Source organism: Amycolatopsis sp. MEPSY49, from assembly GCF_051337345.1.
Taxonomy (GTDB): Bacteria; Actinomycetota; Actinomycetes; order Mycobacteriales; family Pseudonocardiaceae; genus Amycolatopsis.
The window spans coordinates 1134784-1151681 of record NZ_JBDLYJ010000001.1; the positions used below are offsets into that span (position 1 = coordinate 1134784).

Consider the following 16898-nt stretch of genomic DNA (forward strand, 5'->3'; position numbering starts at 1 on the left):
TCTCGTTCGGATTACGAGCAGGTACGGTGTCAGGCATGACCGGCGTGGGTGACGACTCGCGCGGCCGCCTACTGGGCAGGCCGTGGCTCGTCGTCGGATTCGTCCTCGCCATCGGAGCCACCCTCGCACTGGTGCTCAGCGACGATCTCCGCTATCTCCGGCTCGGGATCGTCGCCGCCCTCTGGGCCGCCCTGATCGGCGCTTTCCTCGCCGTGAAGTACCGCAAGCACGCGGCACAGAGCGAGGACGCGGTCGCCGAGGCGCAGGCTGTGTACGAACTGGAGCTGGAACGCGAGATCGCGGCCCGGCGCGAATTCGAGCTGGAGGTGGAGGCCGAGAACCGCACCGCGGCCGACTCCAAGGGCCGCGAGGAGCTGGAGGCGCTGCGCGCCGAAGTCTCCGCGCTGCGCGACAGCCTCCAGTCGCTGTTCGGCGGCGAGGTGCTGCTCGAACGCGTCGCGCTGACCGCGCAGGCGACCCGGATGCGCAAGCTCTCCGACGAGAACCGCATGGTCACCGACGGCGCGCCGAAGAAGCGGCCCGCTCAGCTGATGGCCGGGAAGAAGCCGGCCGAGGCGGGCGAGCGGCCGACCGAGCTGATCGACCGCGTGCTCGACGAGCGGCGCCGCAAGGCGTCGGGCGGGAAGCCCGCGAACGGCAAGGGCCTCGGCAAGGGCAAGGGCTTCGGCGGCAAGCCGGTCCCCAAGACCCCGGCGAACGTCTCCGTGCAGAGCACCCAGCAGATTTCGCGGCCGACGCCGTTGAGCGAACGCCGGCCGCCGGTGCCGGCGGTCGACCCGGCGCTGAACGCCGCGCAGCGCGAGCTGAAGGCCGCCGAGCTGCGCGCCGAGGCGGCCCGCCGCCAGGCCGAGTCGCAGCCGATGCGGCTGCCGAAGCCGGACGAGGTCGCCGGCAACCAGCCCGAGCGCCGTCCCGAGGCCGCCGCCGAGCCGACGCGCCAGGTGCCGCGGCCCGAGCCGAAGACCGAGATCCGCCGCGCGCCGGAGCCGAAGACGGAGATCCGCCGTCCCGAGCCGCCGCCGGCACGCCGGGCGGAGCTGTCGAGGCCGGCGATGCGGCCCGCCGAGATGTCACGTCCCGACCTGCCGCGCGTCGACGCGCCGCGCCCGGCCGAGGTCTCGCGGTCGGACATCCCGCGCGTCGAACGCTCCATGCCCGACATCCCGCGGGTCGAGCGGTCGATGCCGGCGATTCCGCGGGTGGAGATGTCGCGCCCCGACATTCCGCGCGTCGAACGCTCGATGCCCGCGATTCCGCGCGTCGAGATGTCGCGTCCCGACATCCCTCGCGTCGAGATGTCCCGTCCGGACATCCCGCGGGTGGAGATGTCGCGGCCGGACCTGCCGCGCGTCGGCAACGGTGCGCGTCCCAAGCCGCCGGAGCCGCCGCGGCCGGCGCCCGCCCGCCCCGCTCCGCCGGTGAAGCCGTCGGAGATGTCGCGGTCGGACATCCGGCCGGTGACCGACCTGAGCGCGGCCTTCCAGAACCGCGACGACTTCGCCGAGCGCCAGCGGCCGAACCGGCCGAAGCCGCCGGAGCCGAAGACGCCGCCGATGCCGCGGGACGCCACGGCGTCGCGGCGCGACCTCCCGGTCGTCCCGCCGACGACTCCGGTGCCGAACAACGCGCCGGCGTCGCGGCAGCCGTCGCGCACGAACCTGCCGCCGGTGGTGCCCCCGACGACGCCGGTCCCGGCCGCCGACGGGCGCCGTCCGTCGCGGCTGGAGCAGTTCTCGCGGGCGGACATGTCGCCGATCCTCGACGAGCCGGCGTCGCGCCACGGGGGCTCGCACCGCGCGCCCGCCGACGCCGCGCAGACCGACGCGCCGATGGCGAACCCGACGCTGCCGGAGTCGGTCCGCAACTTCCAGGGCCGCTCGGGTGGCCGTCGCCGCAAGCCGGACGAGTCGCAGCAGCTGCCGGCCGTGCCCGCCGCGCCGCCGGAGCCGACGGGCGGTGGCCGCCGCCGTCGCCCGGACGGCGAGCCCCCGGCGTGGGAGGGCATGGTCGCCGAGCGGGCGTCGATGTCGCGCCGCAACATGGCCCCGGTCGACCCGGCGGACGTGGAGCAGAACGGCAACGGCCACAACGGCGCGAGCAACGGCCACGCCCGCAACGGCCGCCGGTCGGCCGAGGCGCCCCCGGGCAGCGGTTCGCACACGGCGGGCCGCTCGGTGAGCGAGCTGCTGGCCGCGAACGGCGGAACGGGCTCGACGCCCCGCCGCCGTCGCCGCGCGGAGGACTGACGCGCCGGTCGGGACCCAAGCGCCCCAAGGTGGCCTTCGGTGCGTGAGACGCACCGAAGGCCACCTTGGGTGCTCCTCCCATGCCCCCACCACCGCCCTCAACGGAGGCGCTTCGCGCCGCTGCGTCGATTCAACGCAACCAAGGCCGCCTTGGGGCGCACCCGAAGCCCCCGGCAGGTTGAACCCGCGCCATGTGTGCCAGGTGGCGTTTCTCTTCCTGTCCGGTCTGCGTAGGGTGACCGGCTGTGAGCGGAACCCTCTCGCCCGCGACGGGACTCGACCGGGGACGGCGGCCTCGCCGGATCACCGTGCTGCTGCCGGTGCTCGGCCTGATCGTGGTCGCCCTCTGCGGCCTGTTCCTCTTCGGCCTGGCCACCGCGCGGGTCGGCCCGCTCGCCGTCACCATCGGCGTGCTCGCCGCGCTCGTGCCGGTCGCCGGGGTCGTCGCCGGGTTCCTCTGGGTCGACCGCTGGGAGCCCGAACCGGCCAAGTTCCTGCTGCTCGCCTTCGCCTGGGGCGCCTGCATCGCGACCATCACCGCGCTGCTCATCAACACCACCGCCGAGGCCGTCGGGGACGAGCTGCTCGGCTCGGGCAGCGGCAACACCATCGCCGCGCTCATCTCCGCGCCTGTCGTCGAGGAAGCCGCGAAGGCCCTCTTCGTCGTGCTCATGCTCTGGCGCCGCTCGGACGAGTTCGACGGCGTCGTGGACGGCGTCGTCTACGCCGGGTTCAGCGCCGCCGGGTTCGCGTTCACCGAGAACATCTACTACTTCGGCCGCGCGTTCGCCGACTACGGCTTCGGGGACGGGCACAGCCAGGGCGTCATCACGGCGTTCTTCCTCCGCGGCGTCCTCGCGCCCTTCACGCATCCGCTGTTCGCCGTGCTCACCGGCATCGGGATCGGCATCGCCGCGCGCACGACCACGAAGGCGATGCGGGTCGTCGCGCCGGTCGCCGGCTACCTCGCCGCCGTCTGCCTGCACGCGCTGTGGAACAGTGCCGCGCTGCTCGGCGGGTCGAAGTTCCTCACCGTCTACTTCCTGATCATGCTGCCGCTGTTCCTCGGCGTGGTCTACCTGGTCGTCCTGCAACGACGGCGGGAGCAGCGCATCATCGCCGCCGCCCTGCCGCACATGGCCGCCGCGCGGTGGATCGCGCCGTCCGAGGTCGACCTGCTGGCCAGCCTGCCCGGGCGACGCGCCTGGCGGCGGCAGGCGAAACGCCAGTCCGGCAAGCGCGCCGCGAAGGCCGTCGCCGTCTACCAGGCCAGCGTGACCGAGCTCGCGTTCCTGGACCGTCAGGAGCTCACGAGCGACGCCGACCGGCAGCGCCAGCAGGAGCTGCTGCGCACGTTGAAGGCCGCCCGCGCGGAGGCGACGCGCCTCGCCGACGAGGCCGCCCGAGGGTGACCCGGTCCGGGTGAAGCTGGTCACCCGGGCTCAACGCATCGCGCTCAATCGAGTTAGTCTCGCGCCGTTCGTCCGGTACCCGGAAAGGGACTGGAACGAGAGCAGAGGGAGTCTGCCAGCCATGAGCGTCCACAGGCGCACGCCATGATGAGGCCCGCTCGCCTGGCGGTCGGCGTCGTCTCCGCCGGCCGGGTGGGCAGTGTGCTCGGTGCCGCGCTGGCCCGGGCGGGACACACCGTGGTCGCCGCGTCGGGGCTGTCCGCCGCGTCGCTGGCCCGTGCCGAACGCCTCCTCCCCGACGTGCCCCTGCTGCCGCCCGACGAAACCGTCCGCCAGGCGGACCTGGTGCTGCTCGCCCTTCCCGACGACGCGCTGGCCGGCATGGTCCGCGGGCTCGTCGCGACCGAGTCGCTGCGGCCCGGCCAGATCGTCGTGCACACCTCCGGCGCGCAGGGCATCGACGTGCTCGCCCCCGCGGCCGACGTCGGCGCGCTGGCGCTCGCGCTGCACCCGGTGATGACGTTCACCGGCCGCGAAGAGGACCTCGAGCGGCTGGCGGCGTGCAGCATCGGCGTCACGGCGGCGGCCGACGACGAGGCGGCCTGGAACGTCGGCGAGGCGCTCGCGGTCGAGATGGGCGCCGAGCCGGTGCGCATCCCCGACTCCGCGCGAGCGCTCTACCACGCTGCGTTGACCCACGGCGCGAACCACCTGATGACGCTGGTCGCCGACTGCGCGGAAGTCTTGCGGGAAGCGGGAATCGGGCATTCCGAGCGCCTGGTGGCACCACTGCTTTCGGCGGCGTTGGATAATGTGCTGCGACACGGCGACCGCGCCCTCACCGGGCCGGTCGCGCGTGGCGATCTCGGCACCGTCCGCAAGCACCTCGCGGTGCTGGCGGACCGGGCGCCGGAGGTGGAGCCGGCCTATCGCGCGCTGGCCAGGCGCACGGTGGCGCGTTCGTCGGCTGCCGGGCTGCTGGACACCGCGGCCGCCAAAGACCTCACCGAACTCCTCGACGATCCCGCCGAAGGGCAGCAAGACCAGTGACCACACCGAAATTCAGCCGCGGCACGTTGAACACGTTCGCGTCGCCGGAGCAGATGAGCCAGGTCAGCAAGGCTCTGCACGGCGTCGGCCGCAAGCTGGCGCTCGTGCCGACCATGGGTGCGCTGCACGCCGGCCACCGCGAGCTGATCCGCCGCGCGAAGCGGCTGCCGAACAACGTCGTGGCCACCTCGATCTTCGTCAACCCGCTGCAGTTCGGCGCGGGCGAGGACTTCGAGGCGTACCCGCGGCCGCTGGAGAACGACCTGGCCGTCCTGGGCGAGGACGGCGTCGAAATCGCGTTCACGCCCAGCGCCGACGCCCTCTACGGCGAGGGTGCGGTCGTGACCGTGCACCCGGGCCCGCTCGGCGACGAGCTGGAGGGCGCGGCCCGGCCCGGGCACTTCGCCGGCGTGCTGACGGTCGTCGCGAAGCTGTTCAACCTGCTTCGCCCCGACTACGCCCTCTTCGGAGAAAAGGACTACCAGCAGCTGGTCCTGATCAAGCGGATGGTGCGCGACCTGAACATCGACACGCACGTCATCGGCGTGCCGACCGTGCGGGAGCGCGACGGGCTGGCGCTGTCGTCGCGCAACGTCTACCTGACGCCCGAGCAGCGCGAAGACGCCGTCGTCCTGTCGGCCGCCCTCACCGCGGGGGCGTTCGTTGGGCGCGACGGTGCCGAGGCGGTCCTCGAGGCCGCGTGGAAGACCCTCGCCGCGCGGCCCGCGGTCGAGGTGGATTACCTGGAGTTGAGGGGAACCGACCTCGGGCCCGCGCCCGTCGATGGTGAAGCACGCTTGTTGATCGCGGCCCGGGTGGGGAGTACCCGGCTGATCGACAACGTTCCGGTGTTGCTCGGCGCCGCTGTCGAGCACCCGGAGCGGCTGGACGCAGGGGAATAGGAGTCCAACATGTACCGCACCATGCTCAAGTCGAAGATCCACCGCGTCACCGTGACCCAGGCCGACCTGCACTACGTCGGCTCGGTGACGGTCGACGAGGACCTGATGGAGGCCGCGGACCTGCTGCCGGGCGAACAGGTGTCCATTGTGGACATCACCAACGGCGCGCGGCTGGAGACCTACGTCATCAAGGGCGAGCGCGGCAGCGGCGTGCTCGGCATCAACGGCGCCGCGGCGCACCTGGTGCACCCGGGCGACCTGGTCATCCTCATCTCCTACGGGCAGATGGACGACGCCGAAGCCGCGACGTACGAACCGCGCGTGGTGTTCGTCGACGCCGACAACCGGATCGTCCACCGGCACGCCGACCCGGGCTACGCGCCGGAGGGGTCGGGGCTGCTGTCCGGCACGGTGACGCTGCCGCCCGAGGAGGAGACGGCGGTGTTCCCGGTCGCGGAGACGGCCGACGCCCGCCGCCTCGACGCGCTGCTGCACGCGGAAAGCTGACCCGCTTGCTGCTCACCGTCGACGTCGGCAACACGAACATCGTCCTGGGGCTCTGGTCCGGCCACGACCTGGTGGGCGACTGGCGCATGCGGACGGACGCGCGCATCACGGCCGACGAGCTGGCGTTGACGGTGCGCGGCCTGCTGGGCCCGCACGCGGATTCCGTGACGGGCATCAGTGCTTTGTCGACGGTGCCGGCGGTGCTGCGCGAACTGCGCGTGATGCTGACGCGGTACTACGCCGCCGTGCCGAAGATCGTGGTGGAGCCGGGCGTCCGCACGGGTGTGGCGCTGCTGGTGGACAACCCGAAGGAGGTGGGCGCGGACCGGCTGGCGAACACGCTGGCCGCGCACCACCTCCACAGTGGAACGGCGTGCGTGGTGGTCGACTTCGGCACGTCGACCAATGTGGACGCGATCTCGGCGCGCGGCGAGTTCCTCGGCGGCGCGTTCGCCCCGGGGATCGAGATTTCGGTGGACGCGCTGGCGTTGCGCGCGGCGGCGTTGCGGAAGGTCGAGCTGGTCCCGCCGCGGTCGGTGATCGGCAAGAACACCGTGGAGTGCCTGCAGTCGGGGATCCTCTACGGGTTCGCCGGGCAGGTGGACGGGCTGGTGCGGCGGATCGTCCGCGAGCTGTCGCCGAGCGGGACGGAACCGGTCGCGGTCTTGGCGACCGGCGGGTTGGCGCCGTTGGTGATCAGCGAGTCGGAGACGATCACCGACCACGTCCCGGATTTGACGCTGCTGGGGTTGCGGCTGGTCTACGAGCGGAACATCCGGCCCTAGTTTGTGGTCGCGCCGACGAGCGTGCGCACGAGTTCTTCGCCGTCGACGCCCCATTTTTCCGTGGCCAGGTGGCCGGTGATTTCGAGCCCGGCGATGCCGGGCGCGCTCGTGGCCGACGCGGCTACGGCGCGCCGGCCACGAACGCGCTACGCGATCGGGCGGGACGCGGGGTTGCTGCCGTGGTTGGTGCGCGTGCTGCCGGATCGGGTCCTCGACCGGATCACCGCGGCGACGCTGTGGCCGTACTTCCCGCGGTGAGCTTGGTCAGCCGCCGCCGTTCGAGGACGTACCCGAGGGCCGTCACCGCCAACGCCGGGAAGGCCACTTTGGCCTGCGGGAACCGCGCCTCACCCGGCGGGTCCACGGCCTTCGAGCCCGGGTAGGCGAGCGCGGAGATCTGCGTGAGCCAGTACAGCGAGGCCAGCGCGGCGCCGGCGTCGAGCCCGGCGCGGGTCGGCGCCCGCCACAGCTGCCAGAGGCTGGTGACGCCCAGCGCGAGCCCGAGGCTCATGGTCTGCCCGTTGTGGAACTTCGCGTGCGGCGGCCAAGCGGGGTTGTGCACGTGGGTTTCGTTCCAGTCGGCCCGGTACGGGCCGACCGCGGTCACGAGTGACGTCAGCGAGATCAGCGCTCGCCCCAACGATTTCCTGCTCATCTCCGCAGTATCGAACCTCCAGCTTGATCGAGGTCAAGGCGGTAGTGGTGCGCCGTGCGGAAGGTCGAGCCCGGGTCAGTGCAGCAGTTTCAACCCGACTACGCCCGCGACGATCAACCCCAGGCACGTGAGCCGCGCCGCCGATGCGGAATCGCCCAGTGCGACCAACCCGTACAGCGCCGTGCCGATCGTGCCGATGCCGACCCACACCGCGTACCCCGTCCCCAGCGGGATTTCGCGCAGCGCGTACGCCAGTCCGCTCATGCTGAGCACCAGTGCGACCGCGAACGTCACCACCGAAGCCGGCTTGAAGAACCCCTTGAGCGCCGCCGCCCACACCGTTTCCAGGATTCCGGACAGGATCAGGACCAACCAGGACATGAAAACCCTTTCGCAGTGCTTGTCCACACTGCGCCGTCTTGTCCTGACCGGGTACGACGCGCTCGTCCGGGACGTCGGGCGACGTCCCTTCCGAAGCTAGCATGACAAAAAATGTCTCAGCGGCGCCGGGCGCGCAGTCCCCACGTAATCAGCGGCAGGTCGAACTCGCCGCTCGCCGTCGCCGGATTCGAAGCCAGGAACTCGCGCAGCGTCGCCAGCAGCGCCGTCGACTCCTCCGGTGCCGACACGATCACCCTCGAATACGTCGCGATCGTTTCCAGCAGGCTCTCCGCCGTCCGCCGTTGCACATGGCGAAACCGGTCGCTTTCGAACGGTTCGAACTCCGGGTGCGCCACCTGCCGGAAATCGTCTACGGCCGCCGTGCGGCGGGCGCCCTCGCGGCCGAGTTCGGTGAACTTCGCCACCCACGGCACCGATTCGTCTTCGTAGTTCCACATCGGCACCAGCACGCCGCCCGGGCGCAGCACCCGCGCGATCTCCGTCATCGCCGCCGGCACGTCGAACCAATGGAACGCCTGGCCGACGAAAACCGCGTCGACGGCCGCGTCGGGCAACGGGATCCGTTCCGCGCGGCCCGCCAGCGACGTCGCCGACGGCACCACTCGCCCCAGTTCGGCGCGCATTTCCGGGTCGGGTTCGACCGCCGTGACGTCGAGCCCGAGTTCTGCCAGGCCAAGGGTGAGCTTGCCCGTTCCGGCACCCAGGTCGAGTACGCGCCGCGGTGCCTCGCGAGCGCCCGAAAGGCCCCATTCGATCGCTTCCCGCGGGTAGCCGGGCCGGTGCTCGGCGTATGCGGCGGCCCGGCTGCCGAACGAAGCCGCCCGGCGGGCGCGCGTGGGATCACTCACCCGGCCCAGGTTAATGGACGGAAAGGAAAGGTAATCCGGTTGGCGTAGCGCGCGGCCGAGTTCGTACCCTATGGGCCATGACCGAAAACCCCGCTTCCACCAGCGTGCCCGCCGAAGACGAACTGCCCGAGCAGATGCGGGTGCGCCGGGAGAAGCGCGACCGGATCCTCGCGGAGGGTATCGATCCCTACCCGGTCGAGGTACCTCGGACGCACTCGCTCGCCGAGGTGCGGGCGGCGCACGAGGGGCTGCCCGTCGACACCGCCACCGGCGTGACCGTCGGCGTCACCGGCCGGGTGATGTTCCTGCGCAACACGGGCAAGCTGTGCTTCGCGAGCCTTCGCGAGGGCGACGGCACCGAGCTGCAGGCCATGATCAGCCTGGCGAAGGTCGGCGAGGACGCGCTGGCGGCGTGGAAGTCCGACGTCGACCTCGGCGACCACGTCTTCGTGCAGGGTGAGGTCATCACGTCCAAGCGCGGCGAGCTGTCCGTGATGGCCGACGCGTGGCGCATCACGTCGAAGGCGCTGCGCCCGCTGCCCAACGCCTTCAAGGACCTGGCCGAAGAGACCCGGATCCGCCAGCGCTACGTCGACCTCATCATGCGCCCGCGGGCGCGGGACGTCGTGCGCACGCGCGCCGGCGTGGTCCGGTCGCTGCGGGAGTCGTTCCACCGCCGCGGGTTCACCGAGGTCGAAACGCCGATGCTGCAGACGCTGCACGGCGGCGCCGCGGCCCGCCCGTTCGTCACGCACTCGAACGCGTTCGACATGGAGCTGTTCCTGCGGATCGCGCCGGAGCTCTACCTCAAGCGCTGCGTCGTCGGCGGCATCGAAAAGGTCTTCGAGATCAACCGCAACTTCCGGAACGAAGGCAGCGACTCCTCGCACTCGCCGGAGTTCGCGATGCTCGAGTACTACGAGGCGTACGCCACCTATGACACCAATGCGGTGATGACCCGCGAGCTGATCCAGGAGGCCGCGCAGGCGGTGCTGGACACCCAGGTCGTCACCCTGCCCGACGGTTCGGAGTACGACCTCTCCGGCGAATGGACCACACTCGGAATGTACGAGTCGTTGTCCGATTCCCTCGGCGAAGAGGTGACGCCGGAGACGCCGGCCGCCAAACTGCACGGATTCGCGCAGGCCAGGGGCCTGGAAGTGGATCCGAAGCTCGGCCACGGGAAGCTCGTCGAGGAACTGTGGGAACACCTCGTCGGAGATCACCTGCACGCCCCCACCTTTGTGCGTGATTTTCCGCTGGAGACGTCGCCATTGACGAGGCAGCACCGCTCGCGGCCCGGCGTCGCCGAGAAGTGGGACCTCTACGTGCGCGGATTCGAACTCGCCACCGGATACTCCGAGCTGGTCGATCCGGTCGTCGAACGGGAACGGCTCACCGAACAGTCCCGGCTGGCCGCGCAGGGCGATAGCGAAGCCATGCGGCTCGACGAGGATTTCCTCCGCGCCCTGGAGTACGGAATGCCGCCCAGCGGCGGTGTCGGAATGGGGATCGACCGGCTCCTGATGGCGCTGACCGGTCTCGGTATCCGGGAGACGATCCTCTTCCCGCTCGTGCGACCCGAATAACCCGGCAGTGTCGGTTATCCATATGAGATTTGCGCTGTCCTCCGGAAGCGGGTACTAATGTTCTAGACAAAGTCTTCTGTCCGGGGCTCGCCCCGTAACCAGATCATTGCGCAAGTCCCCGCAGGAGGAATCGGATGGCACAGAAGGTGCTCGTCTCGCTGGTCGACGACCTGGACGGCAGCGAGGCGGAAGAGACCGTCGAGTTCGGTTTGGACGGCGTCAGCTACCAGATCGACCTCTCCTCGGAAAACGCCGAGGAGCTGCGGGACGCGCTCGCCCAGTACGTCGAGCACGCGCGTCGCGCGGGTGGCCGCAAGCGCGCTTCGGTGCGTCCGGTCGCGGGCAAGGGCCCGTCCCGTCCGGCGGCCGTCGACCGCGAGCAGAACCAGGCCATTCGCGCGTGGGCGCGCAAGAACGGTTACGCGGTTTCGGACCGGGGCCGGATCCCGTCCGAGGTCGTCGACGCCTACCACAAGAAGAACTGAGGACCCTTCCGCCGGTCCGGGTGCGCGCAGGTCACCGGGCCGGCCGGAAACTCCTCGAAGCGGGGTACAGCCGAGGCCGCCGGGCGAATTCGCCCGGCGGCTTTCTTCATGTCCGATCGTTGTCCGGTGTCCGTTCGCTGTCCGCCCGCGCCGTCCGGGCGTACTCCGCGGGCGGCTGGCCCGTGACGGCGCGGAAATCGCGGATGAAGTGCGACTGGTCGCTATAGCCCAGCCGAACCGCCAGTCCGGCGTAATCCGGCTCACCTTCGGTGGTGATCCGCTGCGCGGCGTCGTTGAGGCGGTATATCCGGATCGCCCACTTGGGGGTGCAGCCGACGTGTTCGGCGAACAACCGCTGTACGGACCGGGTGGTTAGTCCAGTATCCGCGCACAGTTGCGCCACCCGGGTAATTCCCGGGTCGCGCGCGATTGATTCCACGGCCTCGGCGGCCCGCCGCGCGGCCGGCGAGAGCTCGACGGGATTTGCGATCAGCAAGTTGTCGATCGCGCGGACCATTTGCGCGTCGTCCGCCGCGTTCTGCACCGATTCCGCGGCGTCGATCGCCTTCCGTCCGAAAACGTCCGCGAGCGGGACAGCGCGGTCGGCGATGTCACTCACCGGGGCACCGAGGAACGCGCGGAAGCACCCCGGGCGGAAACGCACACCCAAGCCCTGGACGCGTCCTTCGAGGCGGTGGGAAAAGACGTCGTGCGCCGGGCCGTGGACGCCGGACGCGCCGGGGAAGAACGTCGCGTGCACCGCGAGGTTCGGCAGGACGCGCTGGTCGTGGGCCGGTTTGCCACGCAGGTCCCAGTGCAGCACCCAGTGGTAGTCGACGAATTCCGCCAGCTCGGGCGCGGGTGCGTATCGGTTCAACGTGAACATCGTGCGCGCGGTGGCCTCGGCCACGATGCCGCGCGGGATCCGGTGCTCGCCCACGGGACAACGGTAGCTGTCGCGTTCCTTCAAGACGGCCCGACGGCGCCCGGATTGGATCGCGGGATGAGCGCTTCGCACATCCGGCCCGCCGCGGCCGAGTTCCTCCGGATCGCCCACGCGGCGGCCGACCTGTCCGCCCCGACGCCGTGCGCGGGTTACGACGTCCGCGGGCTGCTCAACCACCTCTTGTACTGGGGCCCGTGGCTCGTCGCCGCGGGTCGTCGGGAGGCTCCGCCGGAGCCGTCGGTGGCCGAGGCTTCGGCGGGGTTGGTGACGGCGGACTGGCGGGCGGCGCTGGAGAAGCATACGGAGACGCTGGTGGACGTGTTCGGGACGCCTGCGGCGTGGGAGGGGACGACGGCGCTGGGGACGGCCGAGCTGCCGGCCGCGGTGGTCGGCGACATGGTGCTGGGCGAGTTCGTCCTGCACGGGTGGGACTTGGCTCGGGCGAGTGGCCAGGAGCTGCGGTGCGCCCCGGAGGCGGCGACGGCGGTGTACGAGTCCGCGGTGGCCATGGGTGAGCAGGCGCGGTCGAGGGGCGTCTACGGGGAGGCCGTGGCGGTGCCTGAGGACGCGTCGCCGCTGGAGCGGGCGCTGGGAGCTTCCGGGCGGGATCCGGGGTGGACCGCCTGACGGGTTGTCCACAGGGGTACTCGGATGTGGACAACTGCGGGTGCTCGGGCGGTGATCGGCCGGTTTTGTCGGGGGCGCCGATAGACTGGGACGGGGACGCCCCCAGGGACGGGCCAGGGCTCCGGCAAAGTCGTGGCCGCGCGGTCTGCCCGGCGTCGCGGCGATGTCATGAAAGGGTCGTTCATGTCGTCTGACGAGGTGAACGACCCTTTCATGACGTGCGGGCGACCGGATCGGCCGCGCTGACCTGACTTTGCCGGGACCCTGCAGGGACGGGCGGGGGCTGTCTGAGGGGGCTGGGGCTACCGGGCGCAGGTGCGCGGGCAGCCGTCGCACTCGGACTCGGCCGGGAGCAGGTACGAAAAGCAGCAGCTCTCCCGCCGCCGGGTCCACTCCCGGTTCGCCAGTCGCAACGTCGAAGCGGACGTCAGCGGCGGGTAGCGCGCGTCGAGCACCAGGGCTGCGTCCGCGACGGCGGCGCCTTCGGCCTCCGGGGTCCGGGCCGCGCCCCACAAGGCGCTCTCCAGGGCGTCCGTCGCCGCGGCCCAGAGCGTCCGGCGGCCGAAGGGGCTGTGGGGCCCGTACGCCTGGACGAACTCGGCGGCGTGCGCCGTGTAGCGGGCCCGGAGGACCGCCGCCAGGGCCCGCTCGTCGCGGACCACCGTCGCGCCCCGGGCGGCCGAGGCCGGGTCGGTCGGCAGGCAGCAGAACCCGTCGCCGAGTACCGCCAGCGCGTCCGGGTACGGCTGCTCGACGCCGAGGCGGAAGGCCAGGTCGGCGGGCCGGAGCGAGGGCACTCGCCGCTCGTGGTGCAGGAGCAGGGCGCCGACCTGGGCCGGAACGTGCAGGTACCACGCGACCAGGTACGCGTCGGCGGTCCGCGGCGGGGCCTCGCCGTACTCGCGCCGCAGCCAGGCGGTCAGGCGCGTACGCCACTCGCCCAGGAACCCCGCCAGGGCGGCCGAGCAGCGGATGCCGGTCTCCGGGACGTCCCGCCGCAGGTCGAGCCGCCGCAGGGACGGCGCGAGGCCGTCCGCTGTCTCGCGGGTGCTCGGCTGCGTCACGACGTCCTCCTTAGGCGTGCCTAACCTAATGGATTGCGCCGATCGGGTGGCTGTCACCCCGGTCACTCCCAGGTTGCGGATTGTTCGCGGTGAGCGGACACCGCGCGAACGGCGGAATCCGGGTGGCCGCCCGCACGTTGGGGTTGACGTAAAGGTGCAGGGCAACCTGAAGATGGAAGCACCCGGCAGACCCCACGTCCGGGTGCGGAAAAGGCCACGAAGAGCCCCAGTGGTACGCCAGTGCGACGAGTTGGCTACTAGAGTGGTCTCACGGTGCTGAATCCATCGCGGTGAAAGCACGATGGAAACGGGCCGCCGGCGCAGCAGTCGAGGGAGTGCACATGTTTGAGAGGTTCACCGACCGCGCGAGGCGGGTGGTCGTCCTGGCTCAAGAAGAGGCCAGGATGCTCAACCACAACTACATCGGCACCGAGCACATCCTCCTGGGTCTGATCCACGAGGGTGAGGGTGTCGCCGCCAAGGCGCTGGAGTCGCTGGGCATCGCCCTGGAGGGCGTGCGCCAGCAGGTCGAAGAGATCATCGGCCAGGGCCAGCAGGCGCCGAGCGGGCACATCCCGTTCACGCCGCGGGCGAAGAAGGTGCTGGAGCTGTCGCTGCGCGAGGCGCTGCAGCTCGGCCACAACTACATCGGCACCGAGCACATCCTGCTGGGCCTGATCCGCGAGGGCGAAGGCGTCGCCGCGCAGGTCCTGGTCAAGCTCGGTGCGGACCTGAACCGCGTCCGCCAGCAGGTGCTCCAGCTGCTGTCCGGCTACCAGGGCAAGGAGTCCACCGAGACCGGTTCCGGCGGCCGTGGTGAGGGCACCCCGTCGTCGTCGCTGGTCCTGGACCAGTTCGGCCGCAACATGACCGTGCTCGCCCGCGAGGGCAAGCTCGACCCGGTCATCGGGCGCGGCAAGGAGATCGAGCGGGTCATGCAGGTGCTGTCCCGCCGGACCAAGAACAACCCGGTGCTCATCGGCGAGCCGGGCGTCGGCAAGACCGCCGTCGTCGAGGGCCTCGCGCAGAGCATCGTCAAGGGCGAGGTGCCCGAGACGCTCAAGGACAAGCAGCTCTACACGCTGGACCTGGGCTCCCTGGTCGCCGGCTCCCGCTACCGCGGTGACTTCGAAGAGCGCCTGAAGAAGGTGCTCAAGGAGATCAAGACCCGCGGCGACATCATCCTGTTCATCGACGAGCTGCACACACTGGTCGGGGCGGGTGCCGCCGAGGGCGCGATCGACGCGGCGTCGATCCTGAAGCCGATGCTCGCCCGCGGTGAGCTGCAGACGATCGGCGCGACCACGCTCGAGGAGTACCGCAAGTACATCGAGAAGGACGCCGCCCTCGAGCGCCGGTTCCAGCCGATCCAGGTCGGCGAGCCGTCGCTGGAGCACACGATCGAGATCCTCAAGGGCCTGCGCGACCGGTACGAGGCGCACCACCGCGTCTCGATCACCGACTCGGCGCTGGTCGCCGCCGCGACCCTGGCGGACCGGTACATCAACGACCGGTTCCTCCCGGACAAGGCGATCGACCTGATCGACGAGGCCGGCGCGCGGATGCGCATCCGCCGGATGACCGCGCCGCCGGACCTGCGCGAGTTCGACGAGAAGATCGCGAACGTCCGCCGCGACAAGGAGTCCGCGATCGACGCGCAGGACTTCGAGCGGGCCGCCCGCCTGCGTGACGAGGAGAAGACGCTCCTCGGCCAGAAGGGCGAGCGGGAGAAGCAGTGGAAGGACGGCGACCTCGACGTCGTCGCCGAGGTCGACGACGAGCAGATCGCGGAGGTGCTGGCCAACTGGACCGGCATCCCGGTGTTCAAGCTGACCGAGGAGGAGACCACCCGGCTGCTGCGCATGGAGGAGGAGCTCCACAAGCGCATCATCGGCCAGGAGGACGCGGTCAAGGCCGTCTCGCAGGCGATCCGCCGTACGCGTGCCGGTCTGAAGGACCCGAAGCGCCCGTCGGGCTCGTTCATCTTCGCCGGCCCGTCGGGTGTCGGTAAGACCGAGCTGTCGAAGGCGCTGGCCTCGTTCCTGTTCGGCGAGGACGACGCGCTCATCCAGATCGACATGGGTGAGTTCCACGACCGCTACACCGCTTCGCGGCTCTTCGGTGCCCCTCCGGGCTACGTGGGCTACGAAGAGGGCGGCCAGCTGACGGAGAAGGTGCGTCGCAAGCCGTTCTCGGTGGTCCTGTTCGACGAGATCGAGAAGGCGCACCAGGAGATCTACAACACGCTCCTGCAGGTGCTGGAGGACGGCCGCCTGACCGACGGTCAGGGTCGCACGGTCGACTTCAAGAACACGGTCCTCATCTTCACGTCCAACCTGGGCACGTCGGACATCTCGAAGTCCGTCTCGCTCGGGTTCGCCGGGTCCAACGACACCGGCACCCGGTACGAGAAGATGAAGCAGAAGGTCAACGAGGAAATGAAGAAGCATTTCCGCCCGGAGTTCCTGAACCGGATCGATGACATCATCGTGTTCCACCAGCTGACGCAGGAACAGATCATCATGATGGTCGACCTGATGATCGGCCGGGTCGAGACGCAGCTGCGCGCCAAGGACATGGAGCTGGAGCTGACGGCGAAGGCGAAGTCGCTGCTGGCCAAGCGCGGGTTCGACCCCGTGCTGGGTGCGCGGCCGCTGCGCCGCACGATCCAGCGCGAGATCGAGGACCAGTTGTCGGAGAAGATCCTGTTCGGCGAGGTCGAGCCGGGTCAGATCATCCTGGTCGACGTCGAGGGCTGGAGCGGCAACCCCGAGGACAAGGACGACCAGGCCCGGTTCACCTTCCGCGGTGAGCGCAAGCCGTCGTCGGTCCCGGACGCCCCGCCGGTCAGCATCGGCGCGGGCCACGAGGAGCAGAGCGGCGAAGCCGAAAGCGAGTGATCGGCTGAGCGGCACGTAGGAAGGGCGGTTCCCCCGGTTCGGGGGAGCCGCCCTTCCCGCTTTTGGGGAGCGAGGCGGACATTGGCGTCGCGCGGATCGGGTCGAAGTGGCGATCGGCATGTTCCTCGTGGGGTCCTCGCCTCGGCCGTCCGAGACCACCTGCGGCACGGAGAGGAGGGCTGACGAGATGAGCCGGACTTGGAAGGAAGTGAAGGCGGACAAGGCGGCCGTCGACCGGGCGACCGGCCGGGACGTCGAGGCTGCTCGTACCGCCGCACGTGAGGCCACCGAGGCTTACGTGCTCGGGTTTCGCCTGGCTAAGCTTCGAGAGGACGGGCGTCGCGGATTTCGATGATCACGACGTCACCGTCTCGACCGCCGAGCGGGACGTCTGCGCCTGAGCGACGCCGCCTCCCCAGCCCGTGAGACGATGCCCGCGGGGCTTGGGAGGGGACCGCT

General features: G+C 70.7%; 16 protein-coding genes and 1 riboswitch. Of the genes, 11 read left to right on the forward strand and 5 right to left on the reverse strand.

Annotated features, from left to right (window positions below; all coding sequences use genetic code 11):
• Positions 1-35 precede the first annotated feature (35 nt).
• The 7 genes from ABFJ78_RS05675 (at position 36) to ABFJ78_RS05705 (ending at position 7181) form a co-directional block, all read left to right on the forward strand.
• Positions 36-2267: a DUF6779 domain-containing protein gene (locus tag ABFJ78_RS05675; protein WP_436384621.1), complete on the forward strand. Its 2232-nt coding sequence runs from the start codon at positions 36-38 to the stop codon at positions 2265-2267.
• A gap of 308 nt (positions 2268-2575) precedes the next feature.
• Complete coding sequence (locus tag ABFJ78_RS05680; RefSeq protein WP_436385395.1) at positions 2576-3679, forward strand: PrsW family intramembrane metalloprotease; 1104 nt, start codon at positions 2576-2578, stop codon at positions 3677-3679.
• A gap of 90 nt (positions 3680-3769) precedes the next feature.
• A complete protein-coding gene (locus tag ABFJ78_RS05685) occupies positions 3770-4729 on the forward strand; it encodes a Rossmann-like and DUF2520 domain-containing protein (protein WP_436385396.1) in 960 nt (319 codons plus the stop codon).
• Positions 4726-5631 (forward strand): pantoate--beta-alanine ligase, encoded by a 906-nt coding sequence (gene panC, locus ABFJ78_RS05690; protein WP_436384622.1) that lies wholly within the window; start codon positions 4726-4728, stop codon positions 5629-5631. Before ABFJ78_RS05685 ends, panC begins: the two co-directional genes overlap by 4 nt.
• Positions 5632-5640: 9 nt before the next feature.
• Entirely contained in the window at positions 5641-6138 is a 498-nt protein-coding gene (gene panD / locus ABFJ78_RS05695; RefSeq protein ID WP_436384623.1) for an aspartate 1-decarboxylase, read from the forward strand.
• Between the two features lie 5 nt (positions 6139-6143).
• The gene (locus ABFJ78_RS05700; RefSeq protein ID WP_436384625.1) at positions 6144-6923 is read left to right on the forward strand and encodes a type III pantothenate kinase; all 780 of its coding nucleotides are present in this window, start codon (positions 6144-6146) and stop codon (positions 6921-6923) included.
• Positions 6924-6998: 75 nt separating this feature from the next.
• Positions 6999-7181 (forward strand): hypothetical protein, encoded by a 183-nt coding sequence (locus ABFJ78_RS05705; RefSeq protein ID WP_436384626.1) that lies wholly within the window; start codon positions 6999-7001, stop codon positions 7179-7181.
• Here the strand turns inward: ABFJ78_RS05705 and ABFJ78_RS05710 are convergent.
• The 3 genes from ABFJ78_RS05710 to ABFJ78_RS05720 form a co-directional block, all read right to left on the reverse strand.
• Positions 7144-7578 (reverse strand): DUF6640 family protein, encoded by a 435-nt coding sequence (locus tag ABFJ78_RS05710; RefSeq protein ID WP_436384627.1) that lies wholly within the window; start codon positions 7576-7578, stop codon positions 7144-7146. The two genes, ABFJ78_RS05705 and ABFJ78_RS05710, sit on opposite strands and share 38 nt — an antisense overlap.
• A 75-nt stretch (positions 7579-7653) precedes the next feature.
• Complete coding sequence (locus ABFJ78_RS05715) at positions 7654-7959, reverse strand: DMT family transporter (protein ID WP_436384628.1); 306 nt, start codon at positions 7957-7959, stop codon at positions 7654-7656.
• Between the two features lie 27 nt (positions 7960-7986).
• A riboswitch (guanidine-III (ykkC-III) riboswitch) is annotated at positions 7987-8048 on the reverse strand.
• A gap of 27 nt (positions 8049-8075) precedes the next feature.
• A complete protein-coding gene (locus tag ABFJ78_RS05720) occupies positions 8076-8828 on the reverse strand; it encodes a methyltransferase domain-containing protein (protein WP_436384629.1) in 753 nt (250 codons plus the stop codon).
• A gap of 77 nt (positions 8829-8905) precedes the next feature.
• Here ABFJ78_RS05720 and lysS point away from each other — a divergent pair, with 77 nt between their 5' ends.
• Both lysS and ABFJ78_RS05730 read left to right on the forward strand, forming a co-directional pair.
• The gene (gene lysS / locus ABFJ78_RS05725) at positions 8906-10417 is read left to right on the forward strand and encodes a lysine--tRNA ligase (protein ID WP_372669855.1); all 1512 of its coding nucleotides are present in this window, start codon (positions 8906-8908) and stop codon (positions 10415-10417) included.
• A gap of 134 nt (positions 10418-10551) precedes the next feature.
• Positions 10552-10902 (forward strand): histone-like nucleoid-structuring protein Lsr2, encoded by a 351-nt coding sequence (locus ABFJ78_RS05730; RefSeq protein WP_086674451.1) that lies wholly within the window; start codon positions 10552-10554, stop codon positions 10900-10902.
• Positions 10903-11008: 106 nt separating this feature from the next.
• Here the strand turns inward: ABFJ78_RS05730 and ABFJ78_RS05735 are convergent, their stop codons facing one another.
• Positions 11009-11842, reverse strand: coding sequence for an AraC family transcriptional regulator (locus ABFJ78_RS05735; protein ID WP_436384630.1), 834 nt, complete (start codon positions 11840-11842; stop codon positions 11009-11011).
• A gap of 63 nt (positions 11843-11905) precedes the next feature.
• Here ABFJ78_RS05735 and ABFJ78_RS05740 point away from each other — a divergent pair, with 63 nt between their 5' ends.
• A complete protein-coding gene (locus ABFJ78_RS05740) occupies positions 11906-12475 on the forward strand; it encodes a TIGR03086 family metal-binding protein (RefSeq protein ID WP_436384631.1) in 570 nt (189 codons plus the stop codon).
• Between the two features lie 302 nt (positions 12476-12777).
• Here the strand turns inward: ABFJ78_RS05740 and ABFJ78_RS05745 are convergent, their stop codons facing one another.
• A complete protein-coding gene (locus tag ABFJ78_RS05745; RefSeq protein ID WP_436384632.1) occupies positions 12778-13539 on the reverse strand; it encodes a (2Fe-2S)-binding protein in 762 nt (253 codons plus the stop codon).
• Positions 13540-13880: 341 nt separating this feature from the next.
• On the opposite strand from ABFJ78_RS05745, the gene ABFJ78_RS05750 reads away from it, so the two are divergent.
• Positions 13881-16439, forward strand: a complete 2559-nt coding sequence (locus ABFJ78_RS05750; RefSeq protein WP_372669863.1) for an ATP-dependent Clp protease ATP-binding subunit — start codon at positions 13881-13883, stop codon at positions 16437-16439.
• Positions 16440-16898 lie beyond the last annotated feature (459 nt).